Genomic DNA, 24,467 nt, shown 5'->3' on the forward strand with positions numbered 1-24,467 from the left:
GGGAACCCGGGCTTTTTCATATCAGTAATGAGGTGGCGGCGCTTCGTCTTCGGCAATACCCGCCTGACCGCTCAACTCCTCCTGGCGCCGCGCCAGAACCGTCAATTGCAGCTGCATCCGCTCGATGCGCCTGTTCTGTTCGACCAGCTCATCGCTGAGCGCCTGAATGGTGTCATCCTGAAAAGCCAGGCGGCTTTCCAGCTCCATGATCCGCGACTCGAGGCTCATGCTGGCTCTCCGGCAAACTGAAAATCCTCGGTCAGCACCAGGCGCAGCTTGTCGATGACCTGTCCCACCTGCTGCCGTGCGTAAGGCTGCGCCGGATGCCGCCCCCAGACCGGTGCGGGCCAGGCGACATCGTCACGTCGGCGCACGATCACATGCATATGCAGCTGACTGACGACATTGCCGAGCGTGGCCACGTTCATCTTGTCGGCGGCAAAAGTGTCCTTGAGGATCTCGGCCAGCAGCGTGGTCTCCTGCCACAGTTGACGCTGATCGTCAGCGTCGAGCTGGAACAACTCGCTGACCTCCTCACGCCGAGGCACGAGGATGAACCAGGGGTAATTGGAGTCATTCATCAGCAGCAAACGACACAGGGGAAAATCCCCGACCAGCAGGCAGTCCTGCTGCAGACGCGAATCCAGAGCGAACATGACGGCTCTCCTCCTTATAAAGGGATCAATCAAGCGTAGCCCCCAGCAAGGGCCAAACGATGGCGCGCAGCATACGCTGGCTCAGTCGAGACTTCATCCGGCGGCTACGCACCAACGCAAGGCAGCCAGGACGCACACGCACCGCAGACGTGCACCATTTTGTTTCTTCCCGTAATAGACAGTGCCAAGCGTTACCGGAGCAGCGATATGAACGCAGGCGATATCGCCTGCCGCTGGCCAGACACGAAGAACTTACCTCGCTCAGGCAAACCCGCGCCGCACGCGGCATCAGCGTCGCTACTCGACGCACCGCATGCCAGAAAATCAAGGTTTTAGCGGTGCATCCAGGTTTTGAGCACGACTTTTGCTATCTGTGAAAGCAATGCTCGGCGAGCCGTGCAGTCGATCAATAACAGTGGCCCCAGGCACCTCAGAGCCGCGAAAGCGTTGGCATAACGAAACGCAAGGACAGAGCTACAGATTTGCGACATTCCTCCTAATGCGATGCGACACCAGCATGAACGAGGTCGTAATGAATAGACTGCAACTATCGCCAATATTGGCTGCGTGCTATAAGTTACCGCCGACACAAAAAGAAAGAGCCGCCCATATAACAAAACAGTGGGCAGCGCAACTCTTCTAAACCAAAGGAGCAATCACGATGCAAGTGATGAAGTGGAGCGTAATCGCCCTGGCAGTAGCCGCGGGCACCAGCCAAATGGCAGTGGCTTCCAGCCAGTCCGAGTCCAACGGCTTTATCGAAGACAGCAGTTTCAATATCTTCAATCGCGTTCTGTACATGAACCGCGATTTCAAGAATGGTGCCTCGAACGGCGCAAGCACCTCCGCCAACCCGGCTGGCTACCGTGAAGAAACTGGCCTGGGTATCCGCCTGCTGTACGAATCCGGCTTCACCCAAGGTACCGTTGGTGTCGGCTTTGACGCGCACTCCCTGAGCAGCATCAAGCTCGACAGCGGTCGTGGCCGCTACGGCACAGGTCAGTTCGCACAGACCGATGACGGTCGTGGCGACGACACTCAGACCGAAGTTGGTGGCGCTGTCAAGCTCCGTATTTCCGACACTGTTCTGAAGTATGGCAGTCAGTTCACCGCCAGCCCGGTGTTCTCCACCGACGATAGCCGCATCCTGCCAGAGGTCACCACCGGTACTTACTTGGTAAGTAACGAAATCGAAGGTCTGGAACTGAGCGCCGGTCGCTTCACCGCCATGAGCAGCCAAACTGGCACCAGCCGTGATGACATCAACGGCAAAGGTGAAGCTGGCCTGAAGTACGCCAATATCGTGGGTGCTTCCTACTCGTTCACCGATGACCTGAGTACAGCATTCCACGCCTCCGATGTAGAAGACTACTGGAAGAAGTACTACGGCAACGTCAACTACAACCTGTCGCTGGCCGAAGAGCAGGCTCTGAACTTCGATTTCAACGTCTACAAGACCGACTACGACAAGACCTACACCAATACTGTTAGTGACGAAGACAACACCATCTGGAGTCTTGCAGTTGCCTACTCGCTGGGCGCTCACACTTTCACCCTGGCCCACCAACGCTCGAGCGGTGATCGTGGCTATGAATACGGTGTAGACGGCGGCGGTACCGTCTGGCTGGCCAACTCCGTGCAATACTCCGACTTCAATGGCAAGGACGAACGCTCCTGGCAGGCTCGCTACGACCTGAACATGGCCGAGTATGGCGTACCGGGTCTGAGCTTCATGACTCGCTACATCTATGGCGACAATATCGACGTTGCAGGTTTCGCTGAGGAAGGTAAAGAACACGAGTTCAACTTCGAAACCAAATACGTCGTTCAGGATGGTGCCGCCAAAGACCTGTCGTTCCGCCTTCGTAGCGCCATCTGGCGTGCCAACAGTGCGTACAACTCGGTAAACGGTTCAGACAACAACGACCTGCGCCTGATCGTCGAATACCCGCTGAGCGTTCTGTAACTTCAGCGCTACTCGATAGCGGTATAAAAGAAACCCGGCCTTGGCCGGGTTTCTCTATTTCTGGCTCAGTGCTCTAAAGGGGCAAAGCATAAGTCCCCGTCACATGCGCCACCAATTCATTCTCATTCCCAGCCGAATATAACGAAACCTCACAAACTGCCTGACGCCGACTCAAGCGTAATATGTGCGCCTCGGCCAACAAGTCCACCGGCTTGGGTTTGACCAGAAAGTTGATATTGAGATTGGACGTCACTGCCATTTCCACCCGGCCGAGACGCCCCAACACCACGGCATACATCGCCGCATCCCCCAGCGCCATGATGGTCGGGCCAGAGAGGGTGCCGCCCGGACGCACCAATTTGGCGTGAAAAGGCACACGCGCCAACACACCTTCTTCATCGAGGCGGTCGATCCGCAGATCGATATCCTCGGCCATCGGTAGCCCAGCTCGAATCAGGCTCTGAACCTCAAGCGCAGTCAATCCCACTCTTTAATCCTCCCGGCACGTGCAGTAGCACTTTTGCGCCTGCACCCGTCCTGTACGCCACTGTATAGGCACCGTACAATGCCGGCCTATTCCAAGCCCTAGCAACCGACAGAACGGCCAAACATGCGTACCAGTCAGTTCCTGCTCTCGACCCTGAAAGAAACCCCTTCCGATGCCGTGGTGATCAGCCACCAGCTGATGCTGCGTGCCGGCATGATCCGCAAGCTGGCCTCCGGCCTGTACACCTGGCTGCCGATGGGCCTGCGCGTGCTGCGCAAGGTCGAGACCGTGGTGCGCGAAGAAATGAATGCCGCAGGAGCACTGGAAGTGCTGATGCCAGCCATTCAGCCGGCCGAGCTGTGGCAGGAGTCCGGTCGCTGGGTGCAATACGGCCCCGAGCTGCTGCGGGTCAAGGACCGTCATGATCGCGAATTCTGCGTCGGCCCGACTCATGAAGAAGTGATCACCGATCTGGCCCGCAACGAGCTGAACAGCTACAAGCAGCTACCGATCAACATGTATCAGATCCAGACCAAGTTCCGTGACGAGATCCGTCCGCGCTTCGGTTTGATGCGTGGCCGCGAGTTCATCATGAAGGACGCCTATTCCTTCCATGCCGACCAGGCGTCCCTGCAGGAAACCTATGACCGCATGCACCAGGCCTACTGCAACGTGTTCAGTCGCCTGGGCCTGAACTTCCGCCCGGTGCAGGCCGATACCGGCTCCATCGGCGGCACCGGCTCGCACGAATTCCACGTGCTGGCCGATTCCGGTGAAGACGATATCGCCTTCAGCAATGTCTCCGACTACGCCGCCAATATCGAGAAGGCCGAAGCCATTCCTCGCGAGAAAGAGCGCCTTGCAGCGACCGAAGCGATGCGCCTGGTCGATACGCCCGACACCAAGACCATCGACGCACTGGTGCAGGGTTTCGGCCTGGCCATCGAGAAGACCATCAAGACCCTGGTGGTGCACGCTGCCGAGGAAGGCAAGCTGATCGCCCTGATCGTCCGTGGCGACCACGAGCTGAACGAGATCAAGGCTGCTAACCTGGAGCTGGTTGCCAGCCCGCTGCAGATGGCCAATGAAGCCGAGATTCGCGCTGCCATCGGCGCAGGCCCCGGCTCACTGGGCCCGGTCAACCTGCCGATCCCCTGCATCATCGACCGCAGCGTGGCGCTGATGAGCGATTTCGCTGCCGGTGCCAACATCGAGGACAAACACTATTTCGGCGTCAACTGGGAGCGCGACCTGCCGCTGCCAGAGGTTGCCGACCTGCGCAATGTCGTCGCCGGCGACCCCAGTCCGGATGGCCAGGGCACCCTGGAAATCAAACGCGGCATCGAAGTCGGCCACATCTTCCAGCTCGGCACCAAGTACAGCGAGGCGATGAACTGCCAGGTGCTCGGTGAGAACGGCAAGCCGGTCACCCTGACCATGGGCTGCTACGGCATCGGCGTATCGCGCGTGGTGGCTGCGGCCATCGAGCAGAACTTCGACGAGCGCGGCATCCGCTGGAACGACGCCCTGGCACCGTTCCAGATCGCCCTGGTACCGCTACGCTACGAAACCGAGCAGGTGCGCGAGGCCACCGACAAGCTGTATGCCGAGCTGACCGCCGCTGGTTACGAAGTACTGCTGGATGACCGTGACAAGAAAACCAGTCCCGGCATCAAGTTCGCCGACATGGAGCTGATAGGCATTCCGCATCGCGTGGTCGTCAGCGACCGTGGCCTGGCCGAGGGTAACCTCGAGTACAAGAGCCGTGCCGAAACCGATGCGCAAGCCGTGCCGCTGGCCGATATCCTGTCCTTCCTGCAAGCCCGTATCAGCCGCTGATCGCGCCCTACCGAGACATCATGCACACGAGCAACAACCTTCGCCTGACCGGCGCCGCCTTGTGCGGCGCCCTCTTGATCAGCGGCTGCGCCAATCAGCTGCCGCAACGCAGCGAGCATGAGGAGCGCATCGAACGCAAACTGCTGGATCACCAGCTGCAGATCGATGCTGGCGAACCCAAGGTGCTGGAGCTACCGCAACGCCGCGTGCGCGTGCATGACCAGAAAAGCTACGAGGTCACCGCTTTCGAGGTGACTCGTCGCTACGACCGCTACACCCCCTACCAGCCCTGGCGCGAGATCTATGAAGTACCGATGGGCGCGGTCGCGGTGGTAGCCGGCGTGGGCGCCAACGTACTCAACGTCGTACTGCTCGGCAGCCTGCCGGAAACCGCTACCCGTGGCTGGATCAGTTACGGCATGGCCGGCCTGAACCCCTTCATGAACGTCGAGTCGAACGGCCGCGCCGAGCAGAACCTGGCCAGTATCGAGGAACTGCAGCGCGACCGTCGCATGGAGTACACCAATCTGCCCTGGTCCGAGCGCCCGGTACAGGTCAAGGCTGGCGACCAGCAATTCGAACTGCTCACCGACAGCAGCGGTGTGCTGCGCCTCAACCTGCTCGACAGCCCGTTCAGCGAACAGGACATCGCGCGCCTGAACATGCTGCAACTGAGCGTCGAAGATCGCCTGGGCGACGATGTCGCGCGTGCGGAAACGACCCTCATGGTCAGCCATACCCTACGCGGCAAGCTGCGTGAAGCGCATGACCTGATCTTCGACGACCTCGAAGGTGGCGATGTTGACCAGTGGGTACACCGGGTCAAACGCCTTTCCGATCTAGGTCTGGAAGAAGAGGCAAGCGAGCTGGAGCAGAGCCTGATCGAGCTGACCCGCAACGATCCCGAACTGCAGGATGCCTTCCTCAAGGCACTGCTCAAGGATGCCGGACGCCTGGCTGCCGATCCGGCCAACTGACCTTATTTGCCGTTTTCTCGCGGTACCGATATGGCGCGGTATCGGAGGTCCGGCGCAGCCGGTTGCACGTGTCGCACCCACCCTAAGCCGGGCAATGCAGGCTAAACCATCTCCAGCGGCCGCTTGTTCTGCGGCGGAGCAAAGGCCGTGTCCAGCAAAGCCAGATCATCCGCACTCAAGGCAATGGAAGTTGCCGCAGCGTTATCGCGCAGATGCGCGCTGCTCACGGCCTTGGGGATGGCAATCACACCCTCCTGCCTGAGCACCCAAGCAAGTGCGACCTGAGCCGGCTTGACCCCATGACGTTGGGCCACCTCGAGCAATGCCGGCTCGTGCAGCAGCGCACCAGCCTGGCTAAGTGGACAGTAGGCCATCAGCGGCATACCGGCGCGCTGATGCCAGGGCAGCAGGTCATACTCGATGCCTCGTGCCTGCAGGTTGTACAACACCTGATTGGTCCGGCAAGCCGGCTGATCCAGTTCGAGTAGATCGCCCAGATCGAAGTTGGAGACGCCCCAGGCGCCAATCTTGCCCTGCTCGCGCAGCCGCTCGAAGCCTTCGACGGTCTCCTCCAGCGGATAGCGCCCGCGCCAATGCAGCAAGTAGAGATCGATACGCTCGCAACCCAGTCTCTTCAGACTGCGCTCACAGGCCGCCTGAACGCCATCCCGACTGGCGTTGTGCGGATACACCTTGCTGACCAGAAACACCTCGTCGCGGCGCCCGGCGATGGCCTCGCCCACCACCAGTTCTGCACCACCCTCGCCGTACATCTCGGCGGTATCGATCAGACTCAGGCCCAGATCCAGCCCCTCACGCAGCGCCGCAACCTCACGCGAGCGTTGGCGATCATCTTCCCCCATGCGCCAGGTTCCCTGGCCTATCACCGGTACCTGCACGCCGGCCAATTCAATTCTGCGCATCGATTTCTCCCGTGTGGGTGGTGACCAGGTCGTACCCCTCTCCGAGCCACTGCACGAAGCACAGCCCGTGGCCAAAGGGATCGCTCAGCGTTACCAGGCGTCCCCAGTCATATTCGTGGATGTCACCTTCCTGCCGAGCGCCGGCAGCGACTGCCCGCTCCAATGCAGCATCCAAATCATCGACGACCATATCCAGATGCAGCGGCATCCAGTGGCGGCGGTAATCACGTTGCACGCCCGCCTCGGGGCAGGGTCGAGTGGCCGCAGCCTTGTGCAGCAGATAGAGCGGTATAGCCGCGCCGAGCATCTCGACAACCGTACCGTCGAACAGCACACGCCCGACACTGAACCCGAGCGCTTGCTGGTAGAACTCAACCGCCGCCGCCAGATCGGGAACGTCGAGATTGAGCAGCAGTTGCATGATCAGAGCGGCTTGAGCAACAGCAGCAGGGACACCGGCTGAACACTCTCGGGATGCAGCGGCTCCTGCAGCCACTCCAGGCGCCAGCCGGTTTCACCGATGAGCGTCAGCCAGGATTGCAGGGTGCGGAAGAACCAGGGCATCGGTGCCTGGAAACCCTCGCCGAAACCGACGAAATCCTCGACCCGCCAACCGTCCTGATAAGGCTCGCCATGACTGGCCCGCCAGGGATGCAGGGTCTGGATCAGCAGACTGCCCCCAGGTGCCAGCAAGCCGTGTAGGCTGCGCAGAATCGGCTGCAAAGGTTCTTCAAGCAGGGCGAAGTTGCAGACCAGCACCTCGAAACGCCCGAGTTGCTCGGCATGCTCCTCTAGCTCGGCATAGCCACAGACCCGATACTGACTGCGCCCGTCGCACGCGGCGCGAGCCGCCTCGATCAGCGGCGCGGAGGCATCCACCCCGACCGGTTCGATACCGTGCTCGGCCAGGCCCCGACACAGCCAGCCCTCGCCGCAGCCGATGTCCAGGACCCGCTTGGGTTGCAGCGCCAAGACGGCCTGGATGATCGCGGCATCGGTGACCAGGCGCCGACTTTCGATGCGCTGCTCACGCACCGCAGCAGCCCAGGCGTCGGCATTGGCCTGCCAGCTTTGCTGAAGCTGTTCTCGGTGGTCGCGCTGCATGCTGATTCCCTGCATTTGTGCGTTGCAGCGAGTCTAGCGCCAATGAGCCAGCCCGACACGCTTTGCGTCAAAAGCGCCAGCCAGCCCCGTTCACAGCAGCTAAGCTGATAATAAGCAGACGAGGCGCCAGCGGCCGTCTCGTGTTTTCCGTGGAGCAGATAGGCCAAGCCGGTGGACTATGGGCGCGTTATGGCAATCGGATCCTCAGCACCGCGAACTTGCGTCGAACGTCTTGCCGGCGGTCGACGACAAGCCAGCCCCGCGGCCACGCCGCTGGCGCCTGGTGCTTTACCTGCTACTGGCATCAGCGGTGGCAACTGCAACCGCGCTGCTGTTTTTCGAACTGCGCAGCGCGCACTTCCAGGCCCGCGAATTGAGCCGCTATGCCGCTACCCTCACTTACCGCGTCGAGCCTGGGCCCAGCCCGGATATTCTCTACCCGGCTGACGGCCCCTTCGACAAACGTCAGGGTTACGCCTACCTGCCACTGATGCTGGAGCGCCTGCAGCAACGCGACTTCCTGATCAGCGAGCAGGCCCGCTTCTCTCCGGCACTGATGGCCTACAGCCGTCGCGGCCTGTTCCCGCCCTTCATCGAGAAAAGCCAAACCGGCCTCAGCATCAGCGATTGCCGTGGCACGCCCTTCTATGAGTTCCGCTATCCACAACAGGGTTATGCCGATTTCGCCAGCATTCCGCCGCTGGTAGTCAGCAGCCTGCTGTTCATCGAGAACCGTCACCTGCTGGATAGCGATCAGCCACTGGCCAACCCCGCGGTAGACTGGCCACGATTCACCATGGCCGCGCTGTCGCAGATCGGCAAGCTGCTCGATGTGCAAGATCAGTCCGCCGGTGGCAGCACCCTGGCGACCCAGCTGGAGAAATACCGGCACTCTCCCGATGGCCTGACGCTGTCGGCGAAAGAAAAGCTGCGGCAGATGATCTCCGCCAGCGTGCGTGCCTACCAGCAGGGACCGCAGACCCTGGAAGCACGCCAGACCATCGTGCGCGACTACCTCAACAGCGTACCGCTGTCAGCCGCCCCGGGACATGGCGAGGTCCATGGCCTGGCTGACGGCCTGCGCATCTGGTACGGCGCGGATTTCGAGCGCAGCAATGCGCTGCTCGACCCAACCCGCACGCCCGACGCCAGCATGGCTGAGCGTGGCCTGGCTCTGCGCCAGATGCTGTCACTGATGATCGCCCAACGCCGTCCCTCCTACTATCTGGCACAAGGGCGCAAGGAGATGGAAGCACTGACGGAGAGTCATATCCGCCTGCTGGCGGCAGGAGGGTTGATCGACGCAGAGCTGCGTGACGCGGCGCTGACGCAGAAGCTGCAATACCGCGACTGGCAACAGGAGCCCAATCTACGGCCGGTGGAAAACGACAAGGGCATCAGCGTCGCCCGTTCACGCCTGTCCAACCTGCTGGGCATGCCCCTGTATGATCTGGACCGCCTCGATCTGGCCGCACGCAGCACCCTGCAACGCGATCTGCAGCAGGAGACCAGCCTCTACCTGCAACGCCTGGCCGACCCGGAATTCGCCGGCAAGATCGGCCTGTTCGGCGAGCGCCTGCTGTCCCCGGAAAAGACCGCCGAGGTGCGCTACAGCTTCACCCTGTTCGAGCGCACGGCCACCGGTAGTCGGGTACGCGTGCAGACCGACAGCACCGACCAGCCTTTCGACATCAACGAAGGCAGCAAGCTGGAACTGGGCTCCACCGCCAAGCTACGGGTGCTGGCGACTTATCTGGAGATCATCGCCGAGCTGCATCAGCGCCACGCCAACAAGAACGCGGCCGAGCTGCGTAACGTCGATATCGCCGAGCAGGACTACCTCAGCCGCTGGGCAGTCGCCTATCTGCTGGCCAACCCCGGCGCCGATCTGGCCAGCATGCTGGAAGCTGCGCTGGAACGACGCTATTCGGCCAGCCCGCACGAACGCTTCTTTACCGGCGGCGGCCTGCATACCTTCGGTAACTTCCGCCGCGAGGACAACGGCCGCAACCCGACCCTGCGTGAATCCCTGCGCGAGTCGATCAACCTGCCCTTCGTCCGCCTGATGCGCGACTTGGTGCGCTACAGCACCTATCAGAACAGCGCCGAACTGCTCAAGGACGACAAGGACCCACGCCGCCAGGAATATCTGCAACGCTTCGCTGACCAGGAGGGGCGCACCTTCCTGCTGCGCTTCTGGCGCAAGTACCAGGGCCAGCCGCAGCAGCAGCGCCTGGAGACCTTCATCAGCGGCTTGCGCCAGACCTCTGTGCGCCTGGGCGCCGTGCACCGCTACCTGCTGCCGCAGGCCGATGAAGAAACCTTCGCCGCTTTTCTGCGGACGCAACTGCCACAGGAAAAACTCACCGATCAACGCATCGCGCGTCTGTACAAGGACTACGGCCCTGGCGCCTACAGCCTGCCGGATCAGGGCTATATCGCTCGCGTGCATCCGCTGGAACTGTGGTTGCTGGGCTATCTGATCGACAACCCGCAGGCCACCTTCAGCGACGCCGTGGCAGCCAGCGTCGACGAGCGCCAGGAAGTCTATGGCTGGCTGCTGCGCACCCGGCACAAGAGTGCCCGCGACAGCCGCATCCGCATCATGCTGGAGGTGGAGGCCTTCTCCGACATTCACCGACGCTGGAAGAACCTCGGCTATCCCTTCCAGCACCTGGTGCCCTCCCTGGCCACTGCCCTGGGCAGTTCCGGTGACCGGCCGGCAGCGCTGGCCGAGCTGATGGGCATCATCCAGAACGACGGCATTCGCCAGCCGGTACTGCGCATCGACGAACTGCACTTCGCCGCCGATACGCCCTACGAGACACGGGTCGAGCGCAATACCCGCGGCGCCAAGCGGGTAATGCCCTCGGAAGTTGCGGCCGCACTGCGCAATGCACTTTCCCAAGTGGTCGAAGGCGGTACCGCAAGGCGCTTGCAGGGCACCTTCCAGCTGCAGGACGGGCGTGATCTGACCCTGGGCGGCAAGACCGGTACCGGCGACAACCGCATGGAAAGCGTCGGTGCAGGCGGACGGGTGATCAGTTCACGGGCGATGAACCGCACGGCCACCTTCGTGTTCTTCCTCGGCCCGCGTCACTACGGCACACTGACCGCATTCGTACCAGGACGCGAGGCAGAACGCTTCACCTTCACCTCGGCCCTGCCGGTACAGGTGCTCAAGGGCATGGCGCCGATACTTACGCCCTACCTGGAACCCGGTAGCGTCACCCTTTGCCAAGCGCCTCAGAGCGCGCCGCAGATCAGTTGGCGGTAACACGCGGTAACCACGGCGACCAGTGACTGGCGAAACCCGGCACCGGATATGCAGTCCATGGCAGCATCATCCGTTGCCGTTCATGAGTATCGCCAATGCCCTCATCCTGGTTTGCCCTGCTCCGCCGCCGTCGCCTGAGCCTGATTGTGATGGCCTGCCTGCTGGTGCTGCTACCGATTGGCTGCGCCAAACTGGAGCAGACCGAGCGCGAGCTGGTGTTTCGCATCGAACCCGGCACTGCCCGCTGGTTCAGCGGCCTGCCCGCAGGCATCGAGGACGTGCAACTGCAGTCACCGGACCTGACGGCCGATGAAAGCCTGCATGCCTGGTGGTGGCCAGCCGCGCGCAAGGATGCCCCGGCACTGCTCTACCTGCACGGCTCACGCTGGAACCTGACAGGCCAGCTGTTTCGCATCGAACAACTGCATGCCATGGGCTTCTCGGTACTGGCGGTGGACTACCGCGGCTTTGGCGAAAGCCGTGGCGCCCTGCCCTCCGAGCGCAGCGTCTATCAGGACGCCCTGATCGCCTGGCAGCATCTGGTGCGCCTGCAGCCAGAGGCGGACAAGCGCTTCATCTACGGTCATTCCCTGGGCGGCGCCGTGGCGGTCAACCTGGCGCACGAGCTGGCGGGCGAAGATGAAGCAGCGCAGGCCGCCGGTCTGATCGTCGAGTCCAGCTTCACCAACCTGGGTGATGTGGCGGCCGCGGTGACCAATACCTCGTTACCGGTGCGCTGGCTGCTGTCGCAGGAGTTCGATTCGCTGGGCAAGATCGGTGAGGTGGGTATCCCTGTATTGATCGCCCACGGGCGCGACGACCGCTACGTGCCGTCACGCTTCAGCGAGGCGCTGTTCGCCGCCGCCAACGAACCCAAGCAATTGCTGCTGATCGACGGAGCTAACCACAACAACGGCCTGCGCATGGCGGGCAACAGCTATCGGCAGGCGTTGCAGGCGCTGGGGCTCGAACTCAACTGATGGGGGTGAACGACCTCAGGACTTGAACTGCTGCAGATAGAGTTCCTCGACCTTGGCCCGCGCCCAGGGCGTCTTGCGCAGAAAGGTCAGGCTCGATTTGATGCTCGGCTCGTGCTTGAAACAGCGAACATCGACCTGACGGGCCAACCCCTCCCAGCCGATGCGCTCCACCAGAGCGGTGAGAATCGCCTGCAGGGTCAGGCCGTGGAGCGGGTCGTTGCTGGTCATGGAAGCATCCGTCGAAAAAGGGTGGGCATATCTTAGGGCTCCAACAACGAAAAAGGCGATGACTGCCAAGCAGTCATCGCCTTTGGGTCAGGCAGGCACGGTTATGCCGACTTGTATTCGCTCTCGGCCTTGTCGAAGCGGCTCAGCATCGACTGGCTCGGAGCCTGACCGATACGGCTGAAGATGACGATGGCCAGGGTAGCGAGGATGAAGCCCGGAATGATCTCGTACAGACCCAGACCAATCCAGTTTTTCCACACGATCACGGTGGCGGCACCAACCAGCATGCCAGCCAGGGCGCCATTGCGGGTCATGCCCTTCCACAGCAGAGACAGAATGACCACCGGACCGAACGCAGCGCCGAAGCCGGCCCAGGCATAGGACACCAGACCCAGTACGCGGTTTTCCGGGTTGGCCGCCAGGGCGATGGCGATGAACGCGACCAGCAGCACCATGGCGCGACCGACCCAGACCAGCTCGGTCTGCGAGGCGTCCTTACGCAGGAAAGCCTTGTAGAAGTCTTCGGTCAGCGCACTAGAGCACACCAGCAGCTGGCAGCTCAGGGTGCTCATCACCGCAGCCAGGATGGCGGACAGCAGGATACCGGCGATCCAGGGGTTGAACAGCAGCTTGGCCAGCTCGATGAACACGCGCTCCGGGTTCTCGGCGACCGGGCCCGCCACTTCTGGGTGTGCCGCGAAGTAGGCGATACCGAAGAAACCTACGGCAACGGCACCCGCCAGGGTCAGGATCATCCAGGTCATGGAGATACGGCGGGCAGCCGGGATCGACTTGACCGAATCGGCGGCCATGAAGCGCGCCAGAATGTGCGGCTGGCCGAAGTAGCCCAGCCCCCAGGCCATCAGCGAGATCACACCAACGAAGGTAACGCCCTTGAGCATATCGAAGTTGGTGGCGTCGACCGCCTCGATGGCGACCATGGCCGGGTCGAAGCCACCGGTGGCGATCATCACCACGATCGGGGTCAGGATCAGCGCGAAGATCATCAGCGTGGCCTGCACGGTGTCGGTCCAGCTCACTGCCAGGAAGCCACCGATGAAGGTGTAGGCGATGGTCGCCGCGGCGCCGGCCCACAGCGCGGTCTCGTAGGACATGCCGAAGGTGCTTTCGAACAGGCGAGCACCGGCCACCACGCCAGAAGCGCAGTAGATGGTGAAGAACACCAGGATCACCAGTGCCGAGAAGATGCGCAGGATGCGGCTGTTGTCTTCGAAGCGATTGGTGAAGTAGTCAGGCAGGGTCAGGGCGTTGCCGTTGTGCTCGGTCTGCACGCGCAGACGGCCGGCGACGAACAACCAGTTGAGGTAGGCGCCGATCACCAGACCGATGGCGATCCAGCTTTCCGAGATGCCGGCGACGAAGATCGCGCCCGGCAAGCCCATGAGCAGCCAGCCACTCATGTCGGAGGCGCCGGCGGACAATGCGGTAACGAAGCTACCGAGGCTACGGCCACCGAGGATGTAGTCGGAAAGGTTCTTGGTACGAAGATAGGCGATCAGGCCGATCAGCACCATGGCTGCGATGTACACCACGAAGGTGACGAGCATTGGAGTATTAGCTGTCATTTTGGGGGGCTCCCCTCTCGTTTGTTGTTCTCGGGCACCGTGCCCTGATTGGCAAAGTGCACCCGCTTTTGCGGATGCGGGGCTCCGGTCTCTTCCTCGTCACACCGATATCGAGTGGGCACGATCAAGGCAGATACCGGTGCAGTGAAACCTCCACCACCTCGTCACTGCATCGGCAAGTGCCTGGGCACTTTCCCTGACCTCCCTGGCTTGCGCCTGCGGCCACCGAATCGCGTTACCATCACAGTTCGACTGCATGAACCTCTCTTATCGGTCTAGCCCAGCAATGCTGGTCTGACCAATAGACGCAGACAAAAACGGTCGTAACGAAAGTGAAGGGCGGAATTTAGTGGCAGAAGCGAGCGGGCTTCTTGCTGAAAGCTCTGGAGTTTTTACAGAAATCTCCGACTTGGGGAACTTCCGGCAAACAGCTGTTTCGGCCCTTCGCCGATAACCTGATCGCTCGATCAGCCGTTGTCAGGCTGGCGAAAAGGCAGATAGCTCCGCGCCTCTTGCGCGTAAACCCGCACGCCAGAGCGCTCCTGCTCGAGAAAGTCGGCAACGGCAGCATGCAGTCCCGGGTGACGGAGATAGTGCCAAGAGCGGGTGAGAACCGGCTCGAAGCCTCGGATCAGTTTGTGCTCGCCCTGCGCCCCGGCATCGAAGCGCTGCAGACCTTCGGAGATGGCCAGCTCCATGCCCTGATAGAAGCAGGTTTCGAAATGCAGCCGATCGAATTCGGCCAGACAACCCCAGTAGCGGCCATAGAAGGTATCGCCATCGACCAGGCTGAAGGCCATGGCCAGCGCGCGGCCATGCTGCGTCGCGAACACCACCCGAATCATCTCGGGCATACGCTCAGCCAGCAGGCTGAAAAAGTCCCGCGTCAGATAGGGCGCCTGGCCACGCACGTGGTAGGTGTTGGCGTAGCAGTGATAGACGAAATCCCAGTCCGCCTCGCTCAATTCGCGGCCCAGACGCCTGTCGAACTCGATGCCCTGCCCCGCCACCTGTTCACGTTCCTTGCGCATCTGCTTACGTTTGCGCGAGCTGAGCGCATCGAGAAAGTCCTGGAAATCCCGGTAACCCCGATTGTGCCAATGGAACTGGCAACCCAAGCGCTCCAGCCACCCCGGTCGTCGCATCATGACGGCATCACAGGCCGGACTGGTGAAGTTGATATGCAGGCTCGACAACTCTTCCTCGCTCAAACCGGCCGTCAGCGCGTCGAGCAACTGCCCGGCCGCATGGGCATCCCCCAGCAAGCGCGCCCCGCTCACCGGCGAGAACGGCACGGCGCCCAACAGCTTGGGGTAGTAACCGATTCCGGCACGGCGACAGGCGTCAGCCCAGCCGTGATCGAACACGTATTCGCCGTAGGAGTGCTGCTTCAGATAAGCCGGTAGCGCCGCCTGCACGTTGTCGTGCTCATCGCACCAAAGCCGGTGTGAGGGCTGCCAACCACTGCGGCCGCCAACGCTGCCGCTGTCCTCCAGCGCACTGAGAAAGGCATGACGCAGAAAGGGTTGTGGCTGCGCCAGCAGTCCGTCCCATACGTCCGCGGATACAGCATGAAGCGAGTCGATGATGGTGAGGGGCATGACCTGAGTCCCAGAAGCCAGACTGCAATATATCTCTAACAATGCACCCGCAATATGAGGAGGCCAACCCTTATAACCTTGAGCTCTGTATAGGAGTTATCCATGCAAAAGTCCCTTCTCGCCCTCGGAGTCGCGTTGTTGCTCGGCAGTGGCACTGCCCTCGCCCAGAAGTCGATCACTCATCCCTTTCACGCGAGTCAGGCAGAAGACGCACCGAACAACGTTCACATGGCGGTGGAAATCCCGGCAGGCAGCTTCATCAAATATGAAATCAACGAAGAAGGTCTGGTCTTCGTCGATCGCTTCCAGTCCATGCCTGTTGTCTACCCTGCCAACTACGGCTCGCTGTCTCGCACACTAGGCGGCGACAACGACCCATTGGACGGTCTGGTGCTAACTCGCGAGCCTCTTCATCCAGGCGTCCTCATCAAGTTCCGTCCGATCGGCTATCTGAAGATGATCGACGGCGGTGAAGCGGACGAGAAAATCATTGGCGTGCCCAGCAGTGATATCGATCCGACTTACGACAACATCAAGGATATTGATGACCTGCCCTTGATCGAGCGCCAGCGCATCGAGGCTTTCTTCCGCGTTTACAAGCAACTGCCAGAAGGCCGCAAGAAAGTCGAACTCAATGGCTATGGCAACGCCGCCGAAGCCCGCCAGATGATCCAGAAGGCGCTGGACAACTACAAGAACAACTGAGTAACCGCTAAAAAAGGCCCGGCCAAGTGCTGGGCCTTTTCAATTACAGCCTTCAACTTTCCCCGGCTAGAGCCTTCTTGTAGCTGGTGGCATAGTTCAGCTTGCGACCGGCTACTTTGTTCAGCTCCTTGCGATCCATCGACGAATAACCACCCAGTTCACGGGCCTTGAATCCACTGTTGCCGACTTCGTCTTCCGGCGCGAGCGCCACCATCTTCTTCGCAGCAATTTCGACCGCATCGCGGTAATCGCCACGGTCACTTAGGTCATATGTATCCAGCGACATCACCGAACGCAGCCAGTTGCCCCAATAGAACTCCAGAAACTCAGGGGCCACTTCGCCAGAACGCGGCTTGTCGTAACCCACCTCGCGAGTGAAGTACACCAGCGCTCGATAGGGGTCGTTGGCCAGATGCTGCAAACCGAGCTGGCTCGGTATCTGTTGAGGATCAATGGCCTGGCCGTTGCCGTCCTTGAGCCAGACCTTGCGCGCCTGCGCCATGCGTTGCCAGAAGCTGGCCATGTCAGCGCTGTCACTGAAGTTGTCAGTCACCCGCACCCACATGTTCAGATTTTCACCGCCCTTGGGATGCTCCATAAGCACGGTGAAAGTGTGATGACCATCGGTAAGGAACAACTTGCCTTCGGGGCCGATGACCACGGTTTTCATCTCGCTGCTACGAGCACCGACCTTATCCTGGCAGGTGAAACTTTCCGGTTTCCGCAGGTCGGCGTCACCCGGCACATTGGCACTCTCGCCCTGCCCGTTGGCCTCGCAATATTCGTCGAACAGTTTATTGCGCTCTTGCGCGAAGCGGCCGAGCTTGTAGTAGATCTGGTCATACCCAACCGCAGCCTGGGTCGGGTGCAACGCTTGCAGCGGCACCTGAAGCAACTCACCGGGCTTGGCTGCACTGTAATCCTGGGCCAGGACGGTCGAACTCAGGCCGAGCGCAACCAGTATCAAAGTGATTTGACGCATCGAAACATCTCCAAAGGACTTGGCGATAAAAAAGCCCCGCCATTGGCGGGGCTCAATCAGGAGCAACGGATGAAGGTATTGCTTAGAACACGTACTGCAGGCGACCTACGATTGCCTTGCCGTCATCCTGCACGCTCTTGCCACCGACCTGGTTGGAGGTGTTGATGTTGTCCACCTGGTAATCGACGTAGTTCAGGCTGGTACGGACGGACGGGGTAACGAAGTAGTTCACACCCACCACCATGGCCTTGGTCTCGAACTCATCGTTCACGTCGTCAGCCACGATACCGGCCAGACCCAGGTTGCCCGGAATGGCGCCCGCATCGGAATCGATTGTGGTGCTTTCGTAACGGGCGAAGACTTCCCAGGAACCTTTCATGTTGTCCGGCTTGTCCCACTTACCGTCAGCAGCCTTGTACTGGCGCACGCCGTTGAACATGTAGGAAACCTGAGCGTAGTAACCGCTGAGGTCGACGTCGGATTTCGCACCGGCCAGAGTTTCACCACTGATCTGACGCTGGAAGTACTCAGCCTGCGCACGGAAAGAGCCGAACTGAGCACCGGACTCCAGCACCCATTCAACGTCCTTGTCAGCCACGCGCACGTCGCCAAAGGTCAGGCGGAAGTCGTTGTCGCTACGGATACCCATGCGGGTGCGAGCGCGAGCACGGTTATCGTCGGACTCGCTGTTGTGGTAGTTGGCAGCGAGGTGAATGACGTCAGTGCCATTGAGGTACGGAGCCCAGTGAGCGCGAAGGGTATAGCCGTACAGCTCGTCGTTGTCCTCGCTCTTGTAGTTGTTGTCACCTTCGTAGGTGGCAACCTGAGCCATCAGGCCGTAGTTGTCACCGGAGTGTTTGAAGTTGACGCCGAACTGAGTGTCCTCATCACCATTGAGGAAGTCGTACATGAACGGACGTTCGATGGCGGTGATCCAGGAAGAGCTGGTGGTGTTTTCCAGGCCGTAGTCAACGCCGAAACGGCCGACGGTGAAGGTACCGATGTCCAGGCCGGTGTAGGCGATGAAAGCGCGGTCGACACTGGTGTCATCGGCTTCGTCGTAGCTCAGGCGAAGACCCCAGTCCCAATCGCTGTAGGCGGTGCCTTCGAGGCCGAACTCACCACGACGGATGAAGGTGTTGAAGGTATCGTCGAACGGCTTGTTCTGATCGGCAGCCATCAGACCATCGAATTGAGTAGCGTCCCACTGCAGCTTGCCGCTCAGCTTGAAGCTGAACGCCTTGTCGGTGGTAGCGACTTCCAGGCCGCCTTTGGTCTTGATCACGAGATCGGCGCCGTCAGTGGTGACGGTACCGGCGAAAGCCTGGGCGGAGACGGCCAGAGCCAGGGCGCTGGCTGCGAAACCGGCGAAGTGCTTACGGATCATCGAGGATTCCCCTGTTGGACTTTAAGTGTTGAAAACACCCGAGCAATGGGCTCGTTCGTGTTGGGGGGAATCTTGGCGAGGGGTTATTTCAGCTCAGTTGCCGATATATAAAGATTTGATGACAGCGGAACTTTTTACTTCCTATGCTTATAAGCAGATCAGGAGGAATGTAGCCGCGGTCCCAGCAGGATGATCAAAGCCCCCGCCAGACACAGCGCAGCACCCAACCAGTCGCTGAGCATTGGCCGGGTCTTTTCAATCAAGGCCAGCCACACCAGCGAAGCGACGATATAGACACCGCCATAGGCGGCATACGCGCGACCAGCGAAGGAGGCTTCGACGCGGGTCAGAATCAGTGCGAACAGCGCCAGGCTGAGCAGCCCGGGCGCGATCCACCAGGCGCTGCGATCAAGCCGCAGCCACATCCAGAAGGCATAACAGCCGGCGATCTCGAACAGGGCCGCCAACAGAAACCATAGATAGTTGATCATCCTCGCCTCCTAACCGCGCAAAGCGCCTTCGCGCTCCCAGGCGCAACGCACGCGTAGCCCACCTTCCTGCGGACTATGAAAGCCGCTATCGGACTCCCAGCGAAAGGTATGCATGCCGTTGAGTTCGGTTTCCAGATGCACCACCGCGCTGGCCCAGTACAGACGCTTGAGCAGCGCCTCGAAGGCTTCGATCCACAGGTTCCATTCGTACTCGATCGCGCCATAGCTGGCGCCGAAGTGGATCACCTGGGTCTGGTACAAGCCGGCACCGGGTAGATCGCAGAAGGAGAACATTTCACGACCAAGAAACGGCCAGAGCTCACCGGCCGGCAATTCGGCCAGCACGCCATGATTGGTTTCACGGCGCAGGCGACGTTGCTCGGGGTCATCCGAGGGCCAGTCGCGGATGCAGCCATAGACGATGGATTCGGACTCCACACCGGCACTCCTGAAAAAGCAGAACGCCTTCTAACACAGCACGCCTGGGCAAGAAAGGAACTGCTGCCAATTCTTCAGCGAGGCTGACGTCTGCTACACCCCAGCAACCACGCCACCAGCGTCATCACCAGCGCCAACGCAGTGAGCACTGCAAACGGCAGACGGTAGCTGCCGGACAGGTCGCGCGCCAAGCCGGTGAGAATGGGCGTCAGGCAACCCAGGCTGTAACCGGTGAACAGCATCATCGCCGTCCAGCGGCTGACAGCCATCGGCGAGCCGGCTTCGTAGAGCGGTAGCACCAGCGACAGGGCGAAGGAGCCGCCCAGCGAAAAACCCAGGATCACCGCCCACAGTTCCGGAACGAAACGCGGCATAAAGGTGACCATCGCCAGGCAACCGCAGGTGACCGCACCGCAAGCCAACAGTAGCGGATAACGCGCGTTGTAGCGCTGCGCCAGCCAGGGCAGCAGGAACGAGCTGGGCAGCCCCATGAGCATGGCCAGACTAAGCAGCGAGTTGCTGCGCAGCATGCTCAGCCCCGCTTCGTGATAACGCGCCACGGCCCAGGTCGCGATGGCATAGAACAAGCCCGCTTGAATGGCGAAGAAGCAACTGATCAGCCACGCGCGCGGCTGCCGCCAGGGCAGGCCACCGCTTTCCTGCTCATTGGCAGCACCCGCCTGGTTGGGCAGCCACAGCCAGAGCATGACCCCGAACAGCGCAGGTGCCGCCCATACCGCCAGGCCCAGGTGCCAGGCGTCACCGAACAACGCGGTGGCCGGCGCGGTGAGCACTGCGCCACCAGCCCCACCAATGGCCATACCCAGTGAATACCAGCCCACCACGCGCCCCATCTGGCTGGCGAAGTGACGCCTGATGAATCCCGACAACAACGGCCCGGCGACCGCGATGCCAGCGCCCAGGGCAATGGCGCTGCCGATCAACACCGCACTCTGGTGCGCGGCCAGACGTGCCAGCAGCGCCAGGCCGATCAGCCCAAGGCAGAGCACGATGGTGCGTTCGAGCCCCCAGCGCATGGCCAGGCGCGGCGCCAGCGGTGCGAGCAGGCCCATGCACAACACCGGCAAGGCCGTGGTCAGGCTGATGAAGCTGCGACTCAGCGACAGCTCTGCAGCGATGCGTTCGATCAGCGGTGCAAGGGAGGTGATGCCGGGGCGCAAATTGATCGCCGCCAGCACCAGGGCCACTAGCAGTAGGGCCCGAGGGACTGGTTTCACGAGGTATCCGAAGTCATTACGGCAGGCAGGCCGGGGCGGCCACCCTACCCCCGGAGGTCACACCAGGCAAGCCTGCCGGCGAAAATAGCTGACTCCATGGTCAGCTGATCGATTTGACCTTGCCGCGCATTTTTTCGGCCATGCTGGCCATCTCGTCGTACAGCGCCTGCGGATTCTTCTGCTTCAGTGCCCAGGCCATACGGCCCATCTCATGCGGCAGAATCAGGAAGCTGCCCTTGGCCACTTCGTCATGAATGTAAGTAGCGATATCTGCTGCGCTGATCGGCGAGCTTTCCAGCAGCTTGCCGACCTGGGCCTTCATCGCCGGAGTAGGGCCACGGAAGGAGTCCAGCAGGTTGGTCTGGAAGAAGGATGGGCAGACCACGTGCACGCCGATCTCCAGTTGACGCAGCTCTACCAGCAGACTTTCCGACAGCGCCACCACACCGGCCTTGGCGACGTTGTAGTTGCTCATGCCCGGCCCCTGCATCAGGGCCGCCATCGAGGCGATGTTGACGATCTTGCCCTTACTCTTTTCCAGCAGCGGCAGGAATGCCTTGCAACCCTTGACCACGCCCATCAGATTGATCGAGATCTGCCAGTCCCAGTCCTCCAGCGACAGCTCGCTGAAAAAGCCGCCAGAGGCGACACCGGCGTTGTTGACGATGATGTCGATACCACCGAACTGCTCCTCGCAGGCCTGCGCCAGAGCGGTCAGCTGGCTGTAGTCACGCACGTCGCAGCGTCGGGTGAAGCCATCACCGCCAGCCTCACGGACCAGTTTCAATGTTTCCGCCAGGCCGGCCTCGTTGACGTCGGCCAGCGCCAGTCGCCAGCCCTCGCGTGCCCAACGCAGGGCAATTTCGCGTCCCAGGCCGGAGCCCGCGCCAGTGATCATCATGCGGTTTTGCATAGCAGCCCTGCCTTCAATGTTTGGTTGCAATGATTGGCAGTGTAGCGAAGGCAATAAAGCACCCGCGCCTTCATCAGACTTATGAATAGGCAGGGCAAATCGCGATCAAGCCTTGTTGCGCCAGCGCCAGATCAGCCAGCCGTATACGCTCAGGTTGACCAACACCACGATCGCGCCCAGATAGAGCTGGATCTTTGGCGTGAGCCCGGCCGGATAGATCAGCGGTATCAGGTAATGCTCGATAAAGCCGCCGTCATAGCCAGCCTGCCCGGCCGCGCGGCGTAACTGGTTTTCCCAGGGCGTCAGCGGACAACCCAGATGCAAACACTCCACCACGATGCCCCAGACCACTGCAGGTATATGCAGCCAGATCAGACGCGGCCAGCGCAGCAGCAACAAGCCACCCAGTAGCACGAACAGGATGAAACCCAGGTGCACCAGCACCAGGGCATCGGCAGCCATGCGCCAAAGCATTGCGGCTCAGTCCACCACGAACAGGCGTGCGCCAGACATCGTCGATGAACGATGAGCCTCGGCCCCATCCGCCACCTGATAACTCATACCAGGCTTGAGCACGAATACCCGGCCATCCTCAAGCTCGGTGGTCAGCTCTCCCTCCAGACACAACAGCACATGCCCTTTTCGGCACCAGTGGTCGGCCAGGTAGCCCGGCGAATACTCGACCATGCGCACACGCAGCGCACCGAACTGGCAAGTACGCCAACGTGCCACGCCTCGCTCACCCGGATGCTCGGTCGCTGGTATAGCAGCCCAGTCCGTTACGCCGAAGGGAATATCACTAATCTGCATCGCCCAACTCCACCGAAAGAGAGCGCCACCTTAACGCAGACACCCCGAGGCAAAATAAATAGAAAGAGACTCTCTAAGAACAGAAATCAATTGACCAACACTATCGAGACCATGCAAAGGCCACATTTCCCGACACTGACGAACAGGACTAGCCTCTCTTACATGACGAAATGATTCTCAACGAGGTGCATCATGCTCAAGACCCTGACCTTCACCATCATGCACTTCTGCATCGCCTTCGGCGTCACCTACGCCCTGACTGGCAGTGTCGCAGCCAGCGGCATGGTGGCGGCCATCGAGCCCCTGTGCAACTCGGTGGGCTTCTACTTTCACGAGAAGGTCTGGCAGCGTTTCGAACGCCGTCGTCAGCCTGCGGCAGAGCGCCCAAAGCATGCCTGGCTGCACCACCACGCCTGATTGAAAAAGCCTGGAGTCAGTCGGCGCGCCTCTTGTTGCGGCTACGCATGTTTCCTTGAGATAAGGCAGGATAGTCTGGCACTTTGCCCCGCTTGCTGCTGTCATAAGCCAGCTGCTCAACCCAGACGTTCTCTTATTCAAAGGGACTTAATACATGCCCAGCCTTGCCCGACTCGCCGCCTTGCTCGGCGGCCTGGTCTTCTGTGCCTCCGCGATGGCCGCCGACGTGGATGCCGAAAGCTACGGCTACCCACTGGCCAACCCTTTCGAGGCGACCATCGCCACCACGCCGCCGGAGCTGCGCCCGACGCTGCCGGCCGATGGCGACATCCGGCAACGCGACTACTCGGTACGCCTGCGCCCGGATCGTGAGTTTGAATTGCTGGACAACTTCTGGCCGGTGACCAAGCTGCGTTACCGCCTGGCCCAGCAGAACGGTCGTGCGCCGCTGATTTTCATCATCTCCGGCACCGGCGCGCACTATGCCAGCGGCACCACCGAATACCTGAAGAAGCTGTTCTACGGCGCTGGCTTCCATGTCGTACAGCTGTCGTCACCGACCAGCTACGACTTCATGGCCGCTGCCTCGCGCTCGGCCACGCCAGGCTACAGCCCGGATGATGCCGACGATCTGTACCGCGCCATGCAGGCCGTGCGTGCCCAGCATCCAAAGCTGGAGGTCAGCGAGTTCCTGCTGACCGGCTACAGCCTGGGGGCGCTGCATGCCGCCTTCGTCAGCCAGTTGGACGAAACCCGGCGTGCCTTCGATTTCAAACGCGTGCTGCTGCTCAACCCGCCGGTCAACCTCTACACCTCTGTCAGCAACCTGGACAAGCTGGTGCAGACCAAGGTGCAAGGCATCGACAACAGCACCAATTTCTATGATTTGGTGCTGGGCAAGCTGACTCGCTACTTCAACGACAAGGGCTACCTCGATATCAACGAGGCCATGCTCTACGACTTCCAGCAATCCAAGGAAAAACTCTCCGACGAGCAGATGGCAATGCTGATCGGCACCTCGTTCCGCTTCTCGTCTGCCGATATCGTCTTCACTTCGGACCTGCTCAACCGCCGCGGCCTGATCACTCCGCGCGACTACCGCATCACCGAGAGCACCAGCCTCACGCCATTCTTCCAGATGGCCCTGCGCTGCGACTTCGACTGCTACATCGCCGAACAGTTGATGCCCATGTGGCGTGCGCGTTATGACGGCGGCAGCCTCAACCAGTTGATCGACAAGAGCAGCCTCTACGCCCTGGAGGACTACCTCAAAGGCAGCGACAAGGTCTCGGTGATGCACAATGCCGACGACCTGATCCTCGGCCCGGGCGACATCGGCTTCCTGCGCCGCACTTTCGGCGACCGCCTGACCCTTTACCCGCGTGGCGGGCACTGCGGCAACCTCAACTATCGCGTCAACAGTGACGCCATGCTGGAGTTCTTCCGTGGTTAAGCACAGCAC

25 protein-coding genes are annotated in these 24,467 nt (G+C 61.0%); 8 read left to right on the forward strand and 17 right to left on the reverse strand.

What is annotated here, in order from left to right; translation table 11 throughout:
- Nucleotides 1-21: 21 nt before the first annotated feature.
- Together BLS08_RS08735 and BLS08_RS08740 are read right to left on the reverse strand one after the other, a co-directional pair.
- Nucleotides 22-228 carry a SlyX family protein gene (locus BLS08_RS08735; RefSeq protein WP_004423461.1) on the reverse strand — a complete coding sequence of 69 codons (207 nt, stop codon included), beginning with the start codon at nt 226-228 and terminating at the stop codon, nt 22-24.
- Nucleotides 225-656 (reverse strand): HIT family protein, encoded by a 432-nt coding sequence (locus BLS08_RS08740; protein ID WP_017677966.1) that lies wholly within the window; start codon nt 654-656, stop codon nt 225-227. The genes BLS08_RS08735 and BLS08_RS08740 overlap by 4 nt, the downstream gene beginning before the upstream one ends.
- A 661-nt stretch (nt 657-1,317) precedes the next feature.
- Here BLS08_RS08740 and BLS08_RS08745 point away from each other — a divergent pair.
- On the forward strand, nt 1,318-2,622 hold the full coding sequence (locus BLS08_RS08745) for an OprD family porin (RefSeq protein WP_017677967.1): 1,305 nt from the start codon (nt 1,318-1,320) through the stop codon (nt 2,620-2,622).
- Between the two features lie 73 nt (nt 2,623-2,695).
- Here the strand turns inward: BLS08_RS08745 and BLS08_RS08750 are convergent, their stop codons facing one another.
- The gene (locus BLS08_RS08750) at nt 2,696-3,103 is read right to left on the reverse strand and encodes a PaaI family thioesterase (protein ID WP_017677968.1); all 408 of its coding nucleotides are present in this window, start codon (nt 3,101-3,103) and stop codon (nt 2,696-2,698) included.
- Between the two features lie 129 nt (nt 3,104-3,232).
- On the opposite strand from BLS08_RS08750, the gene BLS08_RS08755 reads away from it, so the two are divergent.
- The gene (locus BLS08_RS08755) at nt 3,233-4,948 is read left to right on the forward strand and encodes a proline--tRNA ligase (protein ID WP_017677969.1); all 1,716 of its coding nucleotides are present in this window, start codon (nt 3,233-3,235) and stop codon (nt 4,946-4,948) included.
- A gap of 20 nt (nt 4,949-4,968) precedes the next feature.
- Nucleotides 4,969-5,925 carry a hypothetical protein gene (locus tag BLS08_RS08760; protein WP_017677970.1) on the forward strand — a complete coding sequence of 319 codons (957 nt, stop codon included), beginning with the start codon at nt 4,969-4,971 and terminating at the stop codon, nt 5,923-5,925.
- Between the two features lie 101 nt (nt 5,926-6,026).
- On the opposite strand, the gene BLS08_RS08765 is transcribed toward BLS08_RS08760, so the two are convergent.
- The 3 genes from BLS08_RS08765 to BLS08_RS08775 are packed head-to-tail and all read right to left on the reverse strand — an operon-like array spanning nt 6,027 to nt 7,952.
- The gene (locus tag BLS08_RS08765; RefSeq protein ID WP_017677971.1) at nt 6,027-6,848 is read right to left on the reverse strand and encodes an aldo/keto reductase; all 822 of its coding nucleotides are present in this window, start codon (nt 6,846-6,848) and stop codon (nt 6,027-6,029) included.
- Complete coding sequence (locus BLS08_RS08770) at nt 6,835-7,269, reverse strand: VOC family protein (RefSeq protein WP_017677972.1); 435 nt, start codon at nt 7,267-7,269, stop codon at nt 6,835-6,837. The genes BLS08_RS08765 and BLS08_RS08770 overlap by 14 nt, the downstream gene beginning before the upstream one ends.
- A 2-nt stretch (nt 7,270-7,271) precedes the next feature.
- Entirely contained in the window at nt 7,272-7,952 is a 681-nt protein-coding gene (locus tag BLS08_RS08775) for a class I SAM-dependent methyltransferase (RefSeq protein WP_004423451.1), read from the reverse strand.
- Nucleotides 7,953-8,130: 178 nt separating this feature from the next.
- On the opposite strand from BLS08_RS08775, the gene BLS08_RS08780 reads away from it, so the two are divergent.
- Complete coding sequence (locus tag BLS08_RS08780) at nt 8,131-11,229, forward strand: transglycosylase domain-containing protein (protein ID WP_017677973.1); 3,099 nt, start codon at nt 8,131-8,133, stop codon at nt 11,227-11,229.
- Between the two features lie 95 nt (nt 11,230-11,324).
- Nucleotides 11,325-12,209: an alpha/beta hydrolase gene (locus BLS08_RS08785; protein ID WP_017677974.1), complete on the forward strand. Its 885-nt coding sequence runs from the start codon at nt 11,325-11,327 to the stop codon at nt 12,207-12,209.
- 15 nt (nt 12,210-12,224) lie between these two features.
- Here the strand turns inward: BLS08_RS08785 and BLS08_RS08790 are convergent, their stop codons facing one another.
- From BLS08_RS08790 to BLS08_RS08800, 3 genes are all read right to left on the reverse strand, one after another.
- The gene (locus BLS08_RS08790) at nt 12,225-12,437 is read right to left on the reverse strand and encodes a VF530 family protein (RefSeq protein ID WP_017677975.1); all 213 of its coding nucleotides are present in this window, start codon (nt 12,435-12,437) and stop codon (nt 12,225-12,227) included.
- 101 nt (nt 12,438-12,538) lie between these two features.
- Nucleotides 12,539-14,023 (reverse strand): sodium/proline symporter PutP, encoded by a 1,485-nt coding sequence (gene putP / locus BLS08_RS08795; RefSeq protein WP_026088669.1) that lies wholly within the window; start codon nt 14,021-14,023, stop codon nt 12,539-12,541.
- A gap of 467 nt (nt 14,024-14,490) precedes the next feature.
- The gene (locus BLS08_RS08800; RefSeq protein WP_017677977.1) at nt 14,491-15,624 is read right to left on the reverse strand and encodes a GNAT family N-acetyltransferase; all 1,134 of its coding nucleotides are present in this window, start codon (nt 15,622-15,624) and stop codon (nt 14,491-14,493) included.
- A gap of 102 nt (nt 15,625-15,726) precedes the next feature.
- Between BLS08_RS08800 and BLS08_RS08805 the strand changes: the two genes are divergently transcribed.
- Entirely contained in the window at nt 15,727-16,329 is a 603-nt protein-coding gene (locus BLS08_RS08805; RefSeq protein WP_017677978.1) for an inorganic diphosphatase, read from the forward strand.
- A 52-nt stretch (nt 16,330-16,381) separates the two neighbouring features.
- On the opposite strand, the gene BLS08_RS08810 is transcribed toward BLS08_RS08805, so the two are convergent.
- From BLS08_RS08810 to BLS08_RS08845, 8 genes are all read right to left on the reverse strand, one after another.
- Nucleotides 16,382-17,311, reverse strand: coding sequence for a ParB/Srx family N-terminal domain-containing protein (locus BLS08_RS08810; RefSeq protein ID WP_017677979.1), 930 nt, complete (start codon nt 17,309-17,311; stop codon nt 16,382-16,384).
- A gap of 82 nt (nt 17,312-17,393) precedes the next feature.
- Complete coding sequence (locus tag BLS08_RS08815; protein ID WP_017677980.1) at nt 17,394-18,698, reverse strand: OprO/OprP family phosphate-selective porin; 1,305 nt, start codon at nt 18,696-18,698, stop codon at nt 17,394-17,396.
- A gap of 158 nt (nt 18,699-18,856) precedes the next feature.
- A complete protein-coding gene (locus tag BLS08_RS08820; RefSeq protein ID WP_017677981.1) occupies nt 18,857-19,189 on the reverse strand; it encodes a YnfA family protein in 333 nt (110 codons plus the stop codon).
- A gap of 9 nt (nt 19,190-19,198) precedes the next feature.
- Nucleotides 19,199-19,627, reverse strand: coding sequence for a hypothetical protein (locus BLS08_RS08825; protein WP_017677982.1), 429 nt, complete (start codon nt 19,625-19,627; stop codon nt 19,199-19,201).
- 74 nt (nt 19,628-19,701) lie between these two features.
- Nucleotides 19,702-20,865 (reverse strand): MFS transporter, encoded by a 1,164-nt coding sequence (locus BLS08_RS08830; RefSeq protein ID WP_026088670.1) that lies wholly within the window; start codon nt 20,863-20,865, stop codon nt 19,702-19,704.
- A 100-nt stretch (nt 20,866-20,965) separates the two neighbouring features.
- Nucleotides 20,966-21,778: an SDR family oxidoreductase gene (locus BLS08_RS08835; protein WP_017677984.1), complete on the reverse strand. Its 813-nt coding sequence runs from the start codon at nt 21,776-21,778 to the stop codon at nt 20,966-20,968.
- A 105-nt stretch (nt 21,779-21,883) separates the two neighbouring features.
- A complete protein-coding gene (locus BLS08_RS08840) occupies nt 21,884-22,252 on the reverse strand; it encodes a DUF2784 domain-containing protein (protein WP_017677985.1) in 369 nt (122 codons plus the stop codon).
- Between the two features lie 6 nt (nt 22,253-22,258).
- Nucleotides 22,259-22,588, reverse strand: coding sequence for a DHCW motif cupin fold protein (locus BLS08_RS08845; RefSeq protein WP_017677986.1), 330 nt, complete (start codon nt 22,586-22,588; stop codon nt 22,259-22,261).
- Between the two features lie 192 nt (nt 22,589-22,780).
- Here BLS08_RS08845 and BLS08_RS08850 point away from each other — a divergent pair, with 192 nt between their 5' ends.
- A complete protein-coding gene (locus BLS08_RS08850; RefSeq protein WP_017677987.1) occupies nt 22,781-23,005 on the forward strand; it encodes a DUF2061 domain-containing protein in 225 nt (74 codons plus the stop codon).
- Between the two features lie 154 nt (nt 23,006-23,159).
- Nucleotides 23,160-24,458, forward strand: a complete 1,299-nt coding sequence (locus BLS08_RS08855) for an alpha/beta fold hydrolase family protein (protein WP_017677988.1) — start codon at nt 23,160-23,162, stop codon at nt 24,456-24,458.
- Nucleotides 24,459-24,467: the final 9 nt, after the last annotated feature.

The organism is Ectopseudomonas chengduensis, assembly GCF_900102635.1.
Lineage (GTDB): Bacteria > Pseudomonadota > Gammaproteobacteria > Pseudomonadales > Pseudomonadaceae > Aquipseudomonas > Aquipseudomonas chengduensis.

What these genes read in the sequence shown, in the direction of transcription:
- BLS08_RS08735 (WP_004423461.1), bottom strand. Translation starts at nt 228, where the DNA reads ATGAGCCTCGAGTCGCGGATCATGGAGCTGGAAAGCCGCCTGGCTTTT.
- BLS08_RS08740 (WP_017677966.1), bottom strand. Translation starts at nt 656, where the DNA reads ATGTTCGCTCTGGATTCGCGTCTGCAGCAGGACTGCCTGCTGGTCGGG.
- BLS08_RS08745 (WP_017677967.1), top strand. Translation starts at nt 1,318, where the DNA reads ATGCAAGTGATGAAGTGGAGCGTAATCGCCCTGGCAGTAGCCGCGGGC.
- BLS08_RS08755 (WP_017677969.1), top strand. Translation starts at nt 3,233, where the DNA reads ATGCGTACCAGTCAGTTCCTGCTCTCGACCCTGAAAGAAACCCCTTCC.
- BLS08_RS08760 (WP_017677970.1), top strand. Translation starts at nt 4,969, where the DNA reads ATGCACACGAGCAACAACCTTCGCCTGACCGGCGCCGCCTTGTGCGGC.
- BLS08_RS08765 (WP_017677971.1), bottom strand. Translation starts at nt 6,848, where the DNA reads ATGCGCAGAATTGAATTGGCCGGCGTGCAGGTACCGGTGATAGGCCAG.
- BLS08_RS08770 (WP_017677972.1), bottom strand. Translation starts at nt 7,269, where the DNA reads ATGCAACTGCTGCTCAATCTCGACGTTCCCGATCTGGCGGCGGCGGTT.
- BLS08_RS08775 (WP_004423451.1), bottom strand. Translation starts at nt 7,952, where the DNA reads ATGCAGCGCGACCACCGAGAACAGCTTCAGCAAAGCTGGCAGGCCAAT.
- BLS08_RS08780 (WP_017677973.1), top strand. Translation starts at nt 8,131, where the DNA reads ATGGGCGCGTTATGGCAATCGGATCCTCAGCACCGCGAACTTGCGTCG.
- BLS08_RS08785 (WP_017677974.1), top strand. Translation starts at nt 11,325, where the DNA reads ATGCCCTCATCCTGGTTTGCCCTGCTCCGCCGCCGTCGCCTGAGCCTG.
- BLS08_RS08790 (WP_017677975.1), bottom strand. Translation starts at nt 12,437, where the DNA reads ATGACCAGCAACGACCCGCTCCACGGCCTGACCCTGCAGGCGATTCTC.
- putP (WP_026088669.1), bottom strand. Translation starts at nt 14,023, where the DNA reads ATGACAGCTAATACTCCAATGCTCGTCACCTTCGTGGTGTACATCGCA.
- BLS08_RS08800 (WP_017677977.1), bottom strand. Translation starts at nt 15,624, where the DNA reads ATGCCCCTCACCATCATCGACTCGCTTCATGCTGTATCCGCGGACGTA.
- BLS08_RS08805 (WP_017677978.1), top strand. Translation starts at nt 15,727, where the DNA reads ATGCAAAAGTCCCTTCTCGCCCTCGGAGTCGCGTTGTTGCTCGGCAGT.
- BLS08_RS08810 (WP_017677979.1), bottom strand. Translation starts at nt 17,311, where the DNA reads ATGCGTCAAATCACTTTGATACTGGTTGCGCTCGGCCTGAGTTCGACC.
- BLS08_RS08815 (WP_017677980.1), bottom strand. Translation starts at nt 18,698, where the DNA reads ATGATCCGTAAGCACTTCGCCGGTTTCGCAGCCAGCGCCCTGGCTCTG.
- BLS08_RS08820 (WP_017677981.1), bottom strand. Translation starts at nt 19,189, where the DNA reads ATGATCAACTATCTATGGTTTCTGTTGGCGGCCCTGTTCGAGATCGCC.
- BLS08_RS08835 (WP_017677984.1), bottom strand. Translation starts at nt 21,778, where the DNA reads ATGCAAAACCGCATGATGATCACTGGCGCGGGCTCCGGCCTGGGACGC.
- BLS08_RS08840 (WP_017677985.1), bottom strand. Translation starts at nt 22,252, where the DNA reads ATGCTTTGGCGCATGGCTGCCGATGCCCTGGTGCTGGTGCACCTGGGT.
- BLS08_RS08845 (WP_017677986.1), bottom strand. Translation starts at nt 22,588, where the DNA reads ATGCAGATTAGTGATATTCCCTTCGGCGTAACGGACTGGGCTGCTATA.
- BLS08_RS08850 (WP_017677987.1), top strand. Translation starts at nt 22,781, where the DNA reads ATGCTCAAGACCCTGACCTTCACCATCATGCACTTCTGCATCGCCTTC.
- BLS08_RS08855 (WP_017677988.1), top strand. Translation starts at nt 23,160, where the DNA reads ATGCCCAGCCTTGCCCGACTCGCCGCCTTGCTCGGCGGCCTGGTCTTC.